This window comes from Gelidibacter sp. (assembly GCF_053579655.1).
Genome location: NZ_JBMDWE010000015.1, coordinates 61,199 through 76,872 on the forward strand (window position 1 = coordinate 61,199; position 15,674 = coordinate 76,872).

The window sequence follows — 15,674 nt, forward strand, 5'->3', positions numbered from 1 at the left end:
ATATGAGCAAACGTAGAATAAAAAAAGTAGCCATTATAGGCTCTGGAATTATGGGAAGCGGTATTGCATGTCATTTTGCCAATATTGGCGTTGACGTATTACTTCTTGATATTATTCCAAGAGAATTGAATGATGCTGAAAAAGCTAAAGGATTGACTTTAGAGGATAAAGCCGTTAGAAACAGAATTGTCAATGACTCCTTGACTACCTCTCTGAAATCAAGGCCCTCTCCTATTTACGACCAATCTTTTGCAAGCAGAATTACGACTGGTAATCTTGAAGATGACATTGCAAAGGTTAAAGATGTGGATTGGATTATGGAAGTTGTGGTAGAACGCTTGGACATTAAAAAACAGGTGTTTGAAAAACTTGAAAAACACAGAACGCCAGGTACACTGATTACATCGAACACTTCAGGAATTCCTATTCATTTTATGAGCGAAGGCCGAAGTGAAGATTTTCAAAAGCATTTCTGCGGCACGCACTTTTTTAACCCGGCGCGTTACTTAAAATTATTTGAAATCATTCCTGGACCTAAAACGTCTCAAGATGTTTTGGATTTCTTGAATAATTACGGCGAAAAATTCTTAGGAAAAACCTCTGTTATTGCTAAGGACACGCCTGCATTTATAGGAAACCGCATCGGAATTTTCGGTATTCAAAGTCTTTTCCATCAAGTGAAGGAAATGGATTTGACGGTTGAAGAAGTTGACAAATTGACGGGGCCTGTGATCGGTCGTCCTAAGTCGGCAACTTTTAGAACGGTCGACGTAGTTGGTTTGGACACCTTGGTTCATGTGGCCAATGGTATTTATGAAAACTGCCCTGATGATGAAGCGCACGAGCTTTTTAAACTTCCTGATTTCATCAACACGATGGTAGAAAACAAATGGTTTGGAAGTAAAACCGGCCAAGGATTCTACAAAAAAGAAGGCAGTGATATTAGAACCTTAGATTTAAATACTCTTCAATATAGAGATAAAAAATCGGCACGTTTTGCAACTTTAGAATTGACAAAGACGGTTGATAAAGTGATCGATCGCTTTCCGATTTTAGTCTCAGGAAAAGATAAAGCAGGAGAGTTCTACAGAAAGAATTTTGCAGCCATGTTTGCTTACGTTGCCAACAGAATTCCAGAAATTACGGACGACCTTTACAAAATAGATGACGCCATGAAAGCTGGTTTTGGTTGGGAACATGGGCCGTTCCAAATTTGGGATGCCATTGGTGTTGAAAAAGGAATAGAATTAATGAAAGCCGAAGGCCTAGAACCTGCGACCTGGGTTAAGGAGATGCTCGCATCTGGAAGCAAGTCTTTCTATACCATTAAAGAAGGGAATACGTTCTTTTATGACATTCCATCTAAAAAACAAGAAAAAGTACCAGGACAAGACGCCTTTATCATTTTGGACAACATCCGAAAATCGAAAGAGGTTTTCAAAAACTCAGGTGTTGTTATTGAGGATTTAGGAGACGGCATTTTAAATTGCGAGTTCCAATCTAAAATGAACACCATTGGCGGCGATGTGCTTGCGGGTTTAAACAAAGCCATCGATTTAGCCGAAAAAGATTTCGCAGGATTGGTCATTGGTAATCAAGCCGCGAACTTCTCTGTAGGTGCAAATATCGGCATGATTTTCATGATGGCTGCCGAACAGGAATATGATGAGCTTAATATGGCTATCAAATATTTCCAAGACACGATGATGCGTATGCGTTATTCGGCAATCCCAACCGTTGCTGCACCCCACGGAATGGCGCTTGGGGGTGGTTGCGAATTGTCCATGCACGCTGATAAAGTTGTTGCTGCTGCAGAAACCTATATCGGACTTGTAGAGTTTGGTGTTGGTGTAATTCCCGGCGGTGGCGGTTCTAAAGAAATGGCGCTCCGTGCTCAAGATCTCTTTAGAAAAGGCGACGTGGAGCTCAACATTCTTCAAGAATACTTCTTAACGGTTGCTATGGCTAAAGTATCTACTTCGGCTTATGAAGCTTTTGATTTGGGTATTCTTCAAAAAGGAAAAGACGTGGTTGTAGTCAATAAAGACCGACAATTAGCCACGGCAAAAGCACATGCGCAATTGATGGCTGATGCGGGTTATACACAACCTGTCAAACGTACCGACATTAAAGTACTAGGTAAACAAGCGTTAGGGATGTTCATGGTAGGAACAGACGCCATGGAAGACAGCAAATACATTAGCGATCACGATAAAAAAATAGCTAATAAACTAGCTTACGTGATGGCCGGCGGCGATTTATCAGAACCAACCTTAGTCAATGAGCAATACTTATTGGATTTAGAACGTGAAGCGTTTTTGAGTCTTTGTACAGAACGTAAAACTTTGGAAAGGATTCAGCATATGTTGAAGACTGGGAAACCTTTAAGAAATTAGAAAAAAGAGAAGAGCAAAGAGAGTCTGCTAAAGTAACAATCGAACGATTTAATTCTTTTTTTCTCTATTCTATGTTCTCTTATCTTATTCACAAAACAATAAATTATGAGCAAACAAGCTTACATAGTAAAAGCATACAGAACCGCAGTTGGGAAAGCACCAAAAGGCGTGTTCCGGTTTAAAAGAGCCGACGAATTGGGTGCTGAGACCATCCAATACATGATGAAACAATTGCCAAACCTCGATGTCAAACGAATTGATGACGTGATGGTTGGCAATGCCATGCCTGAAGGTTCTCAAGGATTAAATTTCGCGCGTTTTATCTCCTTAATTGGATTAGATAGTGTCGATGTTCCTGGCGTTACCGTCAATCGTTTTTGTTCCTCGGGAATTGAAACTATTGCCATGGCAACCGCAAAAATCCAAGCTGGAATGGCCGATTGCATTATTGCAGGAGGTGCAGAAAGCATGAGTTCGGTACCAATGACAGGTTTCAAACCAGAATTAAATTATGACATCGTCAAATCAGGTCATGAAAATTATTATTGGGGAATGGGTAATACTGCAGAAGCGGTTGCCAACCAATTTCATATTTCTCGAGAAGACCAAGATGAGTTCGCTTATCAATCCCATATGAAAGCTTTAAGAGCACAAGCTGAGAATCGTTTTCAAGATCAGATTGTACCGATAACCGTTGATGAAACTTATGTCGATGCCAACGGCAAAAAAGCAACCCGATCTTATACGGTTACCAAGGATGAAGGTCCAAGAGCAGGTACAAATTTAGCTGCTTTAGCAAAATTGCGTCCCGTATTTGCTGCCAATGGAAGCGTGACTGCAGGAAATTCCTCGCAAATGAGTGATGGTGCTGCGTTTGTAATGATCATGAGTGAAGAAATGGTAAAGGAACTCAATTTAGAACCAATTGCACGCTTGGTCAATTATGCCGCTGTTGGTGTAGAACCTCGTATTATGGGCATTGGTCCAGTAAAAGCAATTCCGAAAGCTTTAAAACAAGCCGGATTAAAACAAGACGATTTATCATTGATTGAACTCAACGAAGCCTTTGCATCGCAATCCTTAGCTGTAATTCGAGAATTAGGCTTAAATCCAGATATTGTAAACGTAAACGGTGGAGCCATTGCATTAGGACATCCATTGGGCTGTACAGGTGCAAAACTATCCGTGCAGTTATTTGATGAAATGCGCAAACGTGATATGCAAGGAAAATATGGAGCAGTGACCATGTGCGTTGGAACAGGCCAAGGCGCTTGTGGGATATTTGAATTTTTGAAATAAATAAGAACAAAGACATGAGTATCAAGAACAAAGACTGCAGTTCTCAAACTTTTTCTTAATTCTTTGTACTTAATACCTAATACTAACAAAAAATGGAAACACAACAAGAAAAAGAAATACTCCGAGGCGGTCAGTTCCTCGTGAAAGAAACGAAATGCGAAGACGTCTTCACTCCTGAAGATTTCAACGAAGAGCAAAAAATGATGCGCGATTCGGTTATTGAATTTAATGATCGTGAGATTATTCCGCATAGAGACCGTTTTGAAGCCAAGGATTATGCTTTGACCGAAGAAGTCATGCATAAGGCTGGAGACATGGGGTTTTTAGGAGTTTCTGTTCCTGAAGCTTATGGCGGATTAGGAATGGGATTTGTATCGACCATGATTGTATGTGAATACATTTCTAGCGGTACAGGCTCTTTCAGTACTGCTTTTGGAGCACACACGGGAATTGGAACCATGCCAATTACCCTTTATGGGACCGAAGAACAAAAACAAAAATACGTTCCTAAATTAGCCACAGGCGAATGGTTTGGTGCATATGCCTTGACAGAGCCTGAAGCAGGATCTGATGCCAATTCTGGAAAAACAACGGCTACGCTTTCTGCAGATGGCAAATCTTATAAAATCAACGGACAGAAAATGTGGATTTCCAATGCTGGTTTCTGCAACTTGTTCATCGTTTTTGCCCGTATTGAAAATGATAAAAATATCACAGGATTTATCGTTGAGAAAGATCTTAATAATGGAATTTCTTTAGGCGAAGAAGAACATAAATTAGGAATTCATGCCTCGTCTACAAGACAGGTGTTTTTTAGTGACACCGTGGTTCCCGTTGAAAACATGTTGGCGGGTCGTGGCGAAGGTTTCAAAATCGCCATGAATGCCTTGAATATTGGCCGTATTAAATTGGCCGCAGCGTGTTTGGATTCACAGAGAAGAATTACAACGATTGCACTTCAATACGCTAATGAACGTAAACAATTTAACACTCGAATTTCAGATTTCGGAGCTATCAAGTCGAAATTGGCTGAAATGGCGACCAACTGTTATGCTGGCGAATCTGCCTCATATAGGGCTGCAAAAAACATTGAAGACCGTATCGCCATGCGTCAAGCTGCCGGTAATTCGCATCAAGAAGCTGAATTAAAAGGTGTTGAAGAATACGCCATCGAATGTTCCATTTTAAAAGTTGCCGTTTCTGAAGATGTCCAACATTGTGCGGATGAAGGCATCCAAATTTTTGGTGGGATGGGCTTCTCTAAAGATACGCCAATGGAAGCTGCTTGGAGAGATGCACGTATTGCACGAATTTATGAAGGCACCAATGAAATCAACAGAATGCTTTCTGTAGGTATGTTGGTCAAAAAAGCCATGAAAGGTCATGTGGACCTCTTAGGTCCTGCTCAAGCCGTTGCTGATGAACTCATGGGAATTCCTTCTTTTGACACGCCAGATTACTCTGAGTTGTTCGCTGAAGAAAAAGAAATGATTGCTAAGCTTAAGAAAGTCTTTTTAATGGTAGCAGGTTCTGCCGTCCAAAAATATGGTCCAGAATTAGATAACCACCAACAGTTATTGTTAGCGGCTTCAGATATTCTCATCGAAATCTACATGGCAGAATCGACCTTATTAAGAACTGAGAAAAACGTCAAACGTTTTGGAGAAAAATCACAAGAAATACAAATAGCAATGGCGAAGTTGTATTTATACAATGCCGTTTCTATCGTTGAGAAAAATGGTAAGGAAAGCATCATTTCATTTGCTGAAGGCGACGAACAACGCATGCTTTTAATGGGATTAAGACGTTTTGTGAAATATACCAATTATCCAGACATCGTCGATTTACGTAATGCTATTGCTGAAAAGATAAAAGCTGAAAACAAATATTGTTTCTAAAATTTTCTGACTAACTCAAATTTTATTAACAAAAAAAGCCAATTCATTCATTTGAATTGGCTTTTTGCTTCGTATAAACTGAGGTTTAATTGGTTTTATGTGTCCTTATTTTCAATAAGCTTTCATAAAGAGATTTGGCTATTACTTCTTGATGATTGTCATCACACTTTTGACCACAAACCTTTCAGGTTTTAAAAACCGGAAAGGTTTCGGTTATATTTTAAAATTCAGAAAAGCAATTTCTATTTAAGGAATTGGCTTTATATTTTAATTATCTTTAAAAATTCAAAAAACGAAAACTGATGAAAACATATGCTACGTTACTAGTGTTCTTTTTAACCAGCACTCTGTTTTCGCAACCCAATACTGATGTTTTTCTTTTTGATTTGAATACTGAAAATGCTACTTTTCATCTATCAAATTTTAAGAATATTTCCGATAGCGGCGGTTACGACAACCAACCTTCGTTTATTGATAATGCAACTATTCTATATGCTGGCACGCGAAATGGGCAGACGGATATCGTACAATACAACATCAAAAGTGGTTCAAAAACATGGCTTTCTTCTACCCAAGGTGGCGAATATTCTCCGCTAAAGATCCCTAATCAAAATGCAGTTTCTGCTATCCGATTGAATCCTGACGGAAAGCAGCGCCTTTATCGTTATAATTTAAAAAACGGCACAAATGCCGTTATTCTAGATACCTTAGTGGTTGGTTATCACGTTTGGCTTGACCAAAACACCCTTATATCTTCTGTTTTAGAAGCTGATTACCTCTCGCTTTATCAATCTGATTTAAAGACCCATAAAAATAAAAAAATCATAGCGCATGTTGGGCGTTCCTTACAACACATTCCAAACTCGAAATTGATCAGTTTTAATTCTAAAAATGCTAATGGCTCTTCAGAAATAAAGTCTTTAAATCCTATTTCTGGAGAAATCAAAACGATCGCTCCTACCCTTTTAAACATGGAAGATATGTGTTGGTTGCCCGATGGAAGTATCCTGATGGCCAAAGAGGATAAACTCTTCAAATTAAATCCGAAGCACACATCGGAGTGGATGGAAGTCGCTTCATTAAAGTCATACGGCATAAAAAACCTCAGCCGTTTGGCAGTCAGTCCTGATGGAAAAAAATTAGCTATTGTGGCCGAACTCAACGACCAAGAACTAGCCCCAAAACTCGAAAACATCCAATGGATTGCCGGCAATTGGAAGGGCGAAGCTTTTGGCGGTCAAACCGAAGAAAATTGGAGTGAACCTTCTGGCGGCTCCATGATGGCTACTTTTAAATTAATCGCTGATGGCAAAGTGGTTTTTTATGAGATTGAAATCATTCGTGAAGTGGAAAACACCTTAGTCCTGCAACTCAAACATTTTGGCAATGACCTAAAAGGCTGGGAAGAAAAAGATCAGACCATCGATTTTCCATTGAAAGAAATCACCGAAAACAAAGTCGTTTTTGAAGGCATGACTTTCGAAAAAACAACTACGAATGAAATGAATATTTATGTCGATATCCGTCAAGAAAATGGCAGTGTAGAAACTGTAAAATTTAATTATAAGAAATAAAAAACAACATAAAATCCTTACTAAACTTAACTCAACAATAAAACCGCATCCTATGAAGAACTTATTAAAATGTGCTTTTATAAGCTTTTTTTGTTTGAACCTCTCCGCTCAAACCGATCAAAAAATATACGATATCATTGATGCGATCTCTGCAGATCGGATCAAGTCAGACGTGCAAACCCTTGCCGATTTTGGAACCCGACATACCTTTAGCGATACTATTTCTCAAACGCGAGGTATTGGTGCAGCCAGACGTTGGATCAAGAAAGAATTCGAAACTATTTCCAAGAACTGCAATAACTGTCTTATTGTGTTTTATCAAAAGGATTTTGTGACTAAAGATCCTAAAAAGCGTGTGCCACATGATGGTTGGATTGTGAATGTGGTGGCCATACAGAAAGGCACAAAATATCCCAACCGCTACATTATTATGAGTGGCGATATTGATACACGTGCCAGTGATGTCATGGATTTCACAATAGATGCGCCTGGTGCAAACGACAATGGATCTGGGATGGCAGGCGCTATTGAAGCCGCTCGTGTGCTCTCAAAATATAAATTTGAAAGCAGCATTATTTATGTAGGGCTTTCGGGCGAAGAGCAAGGACTTTTTGGTGGCGCCGGATTGGCAGCTTATGCTAAAGAGAAAGGTTGGGATGTTATCGGTGTTTTTAATAATGATATGATTGGCAATATTGAAGGGGTTGATGGTGTGATTGACAACCGTGCATTTCGAATATTTTCTGAACCCGTTCCTCCTACCGAAACTGATAAAGAACGTGAAATGCGTCGTTTTTATGGTGGCGAAGTCGATGGCATTTCACGTCAATTGGCACGTTATGTCCATAAAACCACTCAAACCTATATGCCTGAAATGAATCCAATGATGGTATATCGATTGGATCGCTTTGGTAGAGGCGGCCATCATCGACCGTTTAACGATTTAGGTTTTGCTGGCATTCGAATTATGGAAGCACACGAAAATTATACGCAACAGCATCAAGATATCCGTTTAGAAAACGGCATCAAATACGGCGATACGTTTGAGCATGTCAACTTTCCTTACGCGGCCAAATTAACCGCAGTCAATGCTATTAATATGGCTAGTTTGGCCTCATCTCCTCCGCCGCCAAAAACCGTCTCCATTGGTGGGATTGTTGAAGCATCCGCAAAACTGAAATGGGATAAAGCTGAAGGTGCCAAAGGCTATAAAATTTATTGGAGAGATACGACGTCGCCTACTTGGGACCATTCTAGATATGTTGGCGATATTAATGAGTTTACCCTCAATGGTATTGTTATTGACAATTCCTATTTTGGAGTCGCCTCCGTTGGAAAAGATGGTTATGAAAGTGTGGTCGTTTTTCCAAATTCAATCTTAAGAAATTAAACAATGTTCAAATATTTATATATCCTTTTAATTTTAGTAGCAGTTAATACAATAAACGCTCAAGATAAAACATTTACCAAACAAGATACCTTAAGAGGTTCCATCACCCCAGAGCGCGCTTGGTGGGATTTGACCTATTACCATTTGGATATTTCGGTTGATCCGGCTACAAAATCCATCAAAGGGAAAAACACGGTTCAATATAAAGTTTTAGAACCATATGGGGTGCTTCAAATTGATTTGCAAGCTCCTTTAAAAATCACAAAAGTGATTCAAAACGGAGACGTTTTAAGGGTCAAAAATGAAGGCAACGCCCACTTTATCTCCTTAAAAAGTGATCAAAAGAAAGGAAGCATCCAAAGTTTAGATGTCTATTATGAAGGTCAACCTCAAGAAGCCATAAACGCCCCTTGGGACGGTGGATTTTCTTGGAAAAAAGATGACAATGGCAACGATTTTATCGCTACCTCATGCCAAGGATTAGGTGCCAGCGTGTGGTGGCCCAACAAAGACCATATGTATGACGAAGTGGATAGCATGTTGATTAGTGTCACGGTTCCAAAGGCATTAATGGAAGTTTCCAACGGTCAATTACGCAGTGTTGAGGAGCATAAAAATGGCACAAAAACATACAATTGGTTTGTCAACAATCCGATAAATAATTACGGGGTTAATGTGAATATTGGGGATTATGTTCATTATTCTGAAGACTATCAAGGCGAAAAAGGCCTCTTGAAAATGGATTATTATGTTTTAAAAGATAATCTTGAAAAAGCCAAGACCCATTTTAAAGATGCGCCAAGAATGATGGAGGCTTTTGAACATTGGTTTGGTCCCTATCCATTTTATGAAGATGGATATAAGTTGGTAGAGGTTCCTTATTTAGGAATGGAGCACCAAAGTTCCGTCACTTATGGCAATCAGTATAAAAACGGCTATTTAGGAAGGGATGTTTCCGGTTCTGGATGGGGCTTGAAATTTGATTTTATAATCATTCACGAATCTGCGCACGAATGGTTTGCCAATAATATCACGTACAAAGATATTGCTGACATGTGGGTTCATGAAAGTTTCACATCTTATGCCGAAAGTCTGTTTGTAGAATATTTCTACGGTAAAAAAGCGTCCGCTGAATATGTTATCGGTATTAGAAAAAACATTCAAAACGATAAGCCGATCATTGGACCTTATGATGTCAATCAAAGTGGTTCCGTAGATATGTATTACAAAGGTGCGAATATGCTGCACACCTTAAGACAGTGGGTTAATGACGATGGTAAATGGCGGGATATATTACGAGGCTTGAACGAAACATTCTACCATCAAACCGTTACCACGAAGCAAATTGAAGACTATATCTCAAAAACCTCAGGACTTGATTTGAAGGCCTTTTTTAATCAATACCTCAGGTATTCCAACATTCCAACTTTGGAATATAGTATAAAAGATAAACAATTGAAATACCGATGGGTTGATACCGTCCCTGATTTTGAAATGCCCATTCAAGTATATTTTGATGGTAAAGAGCAGTGGTTACATCCGAAATCGGGCTGGTCAACAACCAAAATTAAAGATGACGACATTCAAGTTGATGATGATTTTTATGTGAGGGCCAAAAAGTTATAAAGATTACGCTTCCTAATACTATAAGAACCTGAGAGGGGTTTCACCAGACGACGATTGTAGTTGAATATTTTTTATGAAATAAAAAAAGATACTCTTTACGTTAATAAAAATGACACTGTGCCAAAAAGTGTCTTTGAGATTAAGCGAAGTACAACAAGTTTTAACCCGACAGCACTAATTTTTATTTTATAACTGCATACTTTGTTATCAAAGTTCCGCGTTCATTTACCTTTTCAACACTCAATAATTGCAGATCAACATCGAGATTTTCATTGACGACAAAATTGCCTCCGGTTCCGAATATTTTTGGTTCAATGGTCAGCCATAATTCATCAATTAACTTTTCTTTTAAAAAAGAAGTGGCAATATGTGGGCCACCCACGACCGTCATTTGCTTAAAACCTTCTTTTTTATAATGTGCTACTAACTGTGCAGGAGAGTGATCAGTAAATTCAAGTTGTCCAATTACTTCCTGATCTTTATATTTCGCAGGAGTTCTTGTCATGACAACGAGATGGTGTGTGGGAGTTGGCTTCATCGGATCAGCATTAAACGTGGTACTTCCCATTACCGTGAGAGGAGAATCATCCCATACCTTTTTAAAATAACGCTTATCTTCTTCAGATGACCATTTTCGGACAATAGCATCTCCCCAATGGGTAATTTTCCCATCTAAAGTGGTAACGAAAACGAGTACTTTCTTCATGAGAATTATTAAAATTAATCATCTTATCTTTATTTACCTCTGGTTTTTAAAGGCTTTTGAAGCCATTATTAATTATCCATAATACTATGTCAGATAGGATTATGGTCGATTATTTAAGCGTCAATGCTTTTCCATAGTGATGGATTATTTCAGCTTCACCAGGATGATGATCATGCTGTTGTATTGAATACTCCGTGTTATCTGCATTGGTGCCTTTCTTGAATATACTTTTTACAGTGCCATGCCCAATTGCACTGCGATAATGCCAAGTAACTTCTGTACCTGCCGGAATTGTATCAAATTCCTCCTCAGTTTTATTTGATTTTGCTGCCATAGTATTTTATAATTTATAGTATTGATTATCTATTCAATTAGTGTCCACCATATTAAATGCATTCCTCCAAAATTATAACCGTAATATATGTCCATGATTTCTTTTTTAATGAATGAATGAATGAATGACTAGTTGCTTTATTTAAATAGTTTTGTTGATATGATGTCTGGTGTTGCTGCATCGACCAATCCATAATTATGTGACACTAATTTTTCATCCTTATTTTTATAAGCCACACGATTTAGGAGATGACTGATCAAAGCAATATGGGTGTCCTTCTTTTTATCTGCATTGACCACAAACCAGGGCGAATGTTTAAAATTTGTTTTTAATAACATTTCATCGCGGGCATCGGAATAATCCTTCCAATGCTTTTGTGCCGCCTCATCTATTGGACTTATTTTCCATTGTTTCAAAGGATCTGTCTTGCGGGAATCCAATCTTTTTTGCTGTTCATCTTGACTGATATCCAAGTAATATTTCAAGATAATAAAACCGGCATCAATCAAGCCATTCTCAAATAACTCTACTTCATTGAAAAAGGATTTGTATTCCTTATTAGTACAAAAACCCATGACCTTTTCAACCCCAAGACGATTGTACCAGCTTCTGTTGAAAAGCACAAATTCGCCCGATACGGGTAGATGGGCGGTGTAACGCTGAAAGTACCACTCTCGCTCTTGCAAATCGGTGGGCTTACCAAGAGCCACTACTATTGTTTCACGAGGGCTCAGGTGTTTGATAATTCTTTTTACCGTTCCGTCCTTACCAGCAGCATCCCTTCCTTCAAGAATGATCAAGAGTTTGATCTCTGATGTAATAACTTTTTTTTGCAACTTTACCAACTCAATAAAAAGTTCATGCAGTTTTTTTTTCTTTCCCTTTATCATCATTTCTGGGTCATTTTCGCAGTATTCCTATTAATTCTATTAAAGGTCGAATAATCAAATGAATGCGTTATTATACAACTTTAAAAAGAAGTTACATCACTCTCACATTTATGTAAATGAGTCACTCCTTTGGACTAAAGTATCATGTAAGGACGACAAATATTCTGCGGATTCTTAACTTCATTTGAGACCAATAAAACATTTTCATCTAGAACTGTCGGATGCTTTTCTATTGCCATAACGGATAATCTCAAATCTTCCTTATCGTTTATTCAGGTTTATCAGGTTTCTTCTTTGCCATTGTTTCCATGTCCTCAACAGCCTTCACTTCCTCACGTCCCAAATCCTCATAAAGCTTATGAACGCGTTTGACAAGTTGCGGCGTTAAATCGGTAGTTGCACCATCAATATCCTCAGGTTTATGAGGGGAATCAGTTGGCAGTTCAGCTTTGGTTTCAGTTTTAACTTTAGGATCCTGTTTTACTTCCGGTTGCGGTGGGACTTTTAAAGCATCTGTTTTAGAATCGGATGTACCGTCTTGCTTAGTGTCTTTATTGGTATCGGATTTTGGCACTGCATTGGCTTCGGGATTTGTCTCGGCATTAGATTCCTGATAACGGATTTCATCTTCCGCCTTGACCCAATCTTGATCGGCTGTACCTTCCTTATTGCCTTCTTGCTCATGAATCTCATAGGCGCGTTTAGCAATCTGCGAGTGTAAATCAACTGCAGAATTGGAATTTGCTTCTGGAGTCGACACAACTTCTTTAGCATCCTGTTTTGGTACAACTTCGGGTTTGGCTTCACTGTCAAACTTGGTGTCAGGTTTAGGCTCGGTCTTATCATCGGTTTTCTCTTCAGCGTTGGCTTGTGGCATCGCTACAGGATTGACCTCAGCTATAGCCGCTGCCTTGCTTTCAGGCTTAGCTTCCGTTTTAACTTCAGGCGCTTCTTTAGTTTCTGCTTGCGTTCCTACTTTTCCTTCAGGTTCCGAACTCTTTTTATCTTCTGATTTTTGTAATACTGATGTTGAGGGTTTATCTTTTTTCCGATCAAGGATTTTGTAGGCGAGCAATTTTATCTGGTCATTAAGTATAAACCAAACCAATGCATAACCCCACACAAAACCAGCCCATTTCCAACCAAGTGGTGTCATGAACAATCCATAAACTGCTATTAGCGTTGCAATAATTTGCGTACCGAGCACAGCGATCCATAAAATTTTAGCTGGCTTTATGGACCAAAATGGTCCGCGAGTACGTGTCAGAAAGATGGTAAGATGTCCGGCTACTGAAAGCTTTAAATACATCATGGTCTGGACATGTATCCTGTCGAGATGAAAGATCCTTTCTGCAAGATAAAAAAGACCAAAAGCGGATACAACACCAATAATGCCCAACACTGTTGAAATACTGAGTACCGTGTGCATGTCCCACGCCTCGGGTTTATCCTTATAGCGCACGTTATCACAGGCTATTGACAGGATCGCTCCATCGTTGAGCAAGGCGATCATCACGATCATAACAGCCGTAACCGGATAAAAATTAAATACAATTATTGCCACGGTCATAAAGAAAAGCACTCGTAAAGTTTCGGCTATCCTGTATATCGCGTAGCTGTTCATCCGTTGGAAAATTCGACGACTTTCTTTTATGGCATCAATAATTACCGAAAGCCCAGGTGTGAGCAGAACGATGGATGCCGCGGCTCGTGCAGCATCTGTTGCCGATGAAACGGCTATACCGCAGTCTGCCTTTTCAAGGGCAGGGGCATCATTCACGCCATCTCCTGTCATCCCAACGATATGACCACGCTTTTGCAGTACATCAATGATGTGATATTTATGTTCGGGAAAAACCTGAGCGAAGCCATCGGCATTTTCAATAGACTCTGCCATTGCTGAACTCTCCTCCTTGTTTAAATCTCCCAGGCTGGTTGCATCAAGGATATTGGTACCCATATCTAATTTTTGAGCGGTTTCTTTAGCAATTGCTAGCGCATCGCCAGTAACCATCTTTATCTTAACGCCCATTTTCATGGCAGTAGCAATCGTTTCTTTGGCATCATCACGCGGTGGATCAAAAAGAGGCAACACCCCAACAAACTGCCATGGACCATCGCCTTCAGCACGGGCAACTCCTAAAGCACGGAACCCCTTAACCGCAAAATCGTTGACGGCCTTATCGACATCAGATTTTACTTGGGCGAAATTTGCCGATAATGCTAAAATAACCTGTGGTGCACCCTTTGAGACTTTGAATGTTTTTCCATCTTTCGATGTTACTTCTGCCTCGGTACGCTTATGCACAGGATCAAAAGGCTGAAAATGCGTGACCTTGTATTCCTTTAATGCATCGGTATCCTTAAGTCCTGCTAGAACAGCTAAGTCAATAGTGTCGTTATTTTCCGCACGAGATGCAAGAGCACCATTCAAAATCACCTGCTCGGCTGGTATGTTATCAACGCTGAAAGGATCACCAAGCGTTAATTTATTTTGTGTAAGCGTTCCTGTTTTATCAGCACAAAGTACGTCCACGCCAGCCAGTTCCTCAATAGCCACCAGCTTGCTCACAATAGCTTGCTTTTTGGACAACAGCCGTGCCCCGACCGCCATTGTTACCGACAATACCGTTGGCATTGCTACTGGAATAGCTGCTACTGTTAGTACAAGTGCAAACTGTAATGTACTAAGAATAGGATCGCGACGTAAAACGGAGACGGTAATAATGATGGCTACCAACACAAGGGCGAGGATAATTAGGTAATTACCAATCTTGAGTACTGCCTTTTGAAAGTGGCTTTCGGTATGCGCTTCTTCCACCAATTTTGCTGTTTTGCCAAAATAGGTGTTGGTACCCGTGGCATAAACCAAAGCGTCAATTTCACCTCTGCGAATAATGGAGCCTGAGAATACTGCTTCCCCACTTTTACGCGAAGCTGGCAACGATTCTCCTGTGAGCGCCGACTGGTCGACCGATATCTCGTCACCGTCGAGCAGACGAGCATCCGCAGGAACAATGTCCCCGAGACGCATGCGTATGACGTCACCTGGCACCAACTCGCGAGCTGGAGGTGTTGTCCACTTTCCATCCCTTTTTACTCGGGCATTAGTGGCTAGTTTTGCTTTCAAAGCGGCGATGGCATTTCCTGCCTGGCGCTCTTCCCAAAACCTTACCAAAGCATTGGCAAAAAGCAATACCAGAATAATGAAAAAATCCGGCCAGTGACGCGCTACGGCAGAAAGAACTACAGCTATTTCTATCATCCAAGGAATAGGTCCCCAGAAATAAGATAGCAATTTCAGGATCATATTGGTTTTCTTTTCCTGAAGCTCATTAGGTCCGTATTGGGTCAGGCGTTTCTGCGCCTCAGCTTGCGTAAGCCCATCAGGAGACGATTCTAATTTTTTCTCTACTTCGTCCATAGGAAGTGACTTCAAATCATCCTTTGGCTCAGGCTTAGTTGCCAGGTTCTTTTTGCCAGCTTTGGGCTGTTCGTCTTTACTTTTCATACCGAAATATCATATTTTAAGTGAACCATCTAATTCTTAATAAACCACCA

10 protein-coding genes are annotated in these 15,674 nt (G+C 39.9%); 6 read left to right on the forward strand and 4 right to left on the reverse strand.

The features are described 5' to 3' along the window. Window positions 1-2: 2 nt before the first annotated feature. From ACOH2D_RS09470 to ACOH2D_RS09495, 6 genes are all read left to right on the forward strand, one after another. Window positions 3-2,396, forward strand: coding sequence for a 3-hydroxyacyl-CoA dehydrogenase/enoyl-CoA hydratase family protein (locus ACOH2D_RS09470; RefSeq protein WP_449535066.1), 2,394 nt, complete (start codon window positions 3-5; stop codon window positions 2,394-2,396). Between the two features lie 105 nt (window positions 2,397-2,501). After that, window positions 2,502-3,695 carry an acetyl-CoA C-acyltransferase gene (locus tag ACOH2D_RS09475; RefSeq protein ID WP_449535067.1) on the forward strand — a complete coding sequence of 398 codons (1,194 nt, stop codon included), beginning with the start codon at window positions 2,502-2,504 and terminating at the stop codon, window positions 3,693-3,695. A 92-nt stretch (window positions 3,696-3,787) separates the two neighbouring features. After that, window positions 3,788-5,593: an acyl-CoA dehydrogenase FadE gene (locus ACOH2D_RS09480; RefSeq protein WP_449535068.1), complete on the forward strand. Its 1,806-nt coding sequence runs from the start codon at window positions 3,788-3,790 to the stop codon at window positions 5,591-5,593. 302 nt (window positions 5,594-5,895) lie between these two features. Next, window positions 5,896-7,167 carry a DUF6265 family protein gene (locus tag ACOH2D_RS09485; RefSeq protein WP_449535069.1) on the forward strand — a complete coding sequence of 424 codons (1,272 nt, stop codon included), beginning with the start codon at window positions 5,896-5,898 and terminating at the stop codon, window positions 7,165-7,167. 52 nt (window positions 7,168-7,219) lie between these two features. After that, window positions 7,220-8,557, forward strand: coding sequence for a M28 family peptidase (locus ACOH2D_RS09490; RefSeq protein ID WP_449535070.1), 1,338 nt, complete (start codon window positions 7,220-7,222; stop codon window positions 8,555-8,557). Between the two features lie 3 nt (window positions 8,558-8,560). Beyond that, a complete protein-coding gene (locus ACOH2D_RS09495) occupies window positions 8,561-10,183 on the forward strand; it encodes a M1 family metallopeptidase (protein ID WP_449535071.1) in 1,623 nt (540 codons plus the stop codon). Window positions 10,184-10,364: 181 nt separating this feature from the next. Here ACOH2D_RS09495 and ACOH2D_RS09500 read toward each other — a convergent pair whose 3' ends face one another. The 4 genes from ACOH2D_RS09500 to ACOH2D_RS09515 all read right to left on the reverse strand — a co-directional run bounded on the left by ACOH2D_RS09500 (window position 10,365) and on the right by ACOH2D_RS09515 (window position 15,624). Further along, window positions 10,365-10,889, reverse strand: a complete 525-nt coding sequence (locus ACOH2D_RS09500; protein WP_348062787.1) for a dihydrofolate reductase family protein — start codon at window positions 10,887-10,889, stop codon at window positions 10,365-10,367. 109 nt (window positions 10,890-10,998) lie between these two features. After that, window positions 10,999-11,223: a hypothetical protein gene (locus ACOH2D_RS09505; protein WP_348062788.1), complete on the reverse strand. Its 225-nt coding sequence runs from the start codon at window positions 11,221-11,223 to the stop codon at window positions 10,999-11,001. A gap of 137 nt (window positions 11,224-11,360) precedes the next feature. Beyond that, on the reverse strand, window positions 11,361-12,116 hold the full coding sequence (gene ppk2 / locus ACOH2D_RS09510; protein WP_348062789.1) for a polyphosphate kinase 2: 756 nt from the start codon (window positions 12,114-12,116) through the stop codon (window positions 11,361-11,363). A gap of 265 nt (window positions 12,117-12,381) precedes the next feature. Further along, window positions 12,382-15,624, reverse strand: a complete 3,243-nt coding sequence (locus ACOH2D_RS09515) for a plasma-membrane proton-efflux P-type ATPase (protein WP_449535072.1) — start codon at window positions 15,622-15,624, stop codon at window positions 12,382-12,384. Between the last annotated feature and the right edge of the window lie 50 nt (window positions 15,625-15,674).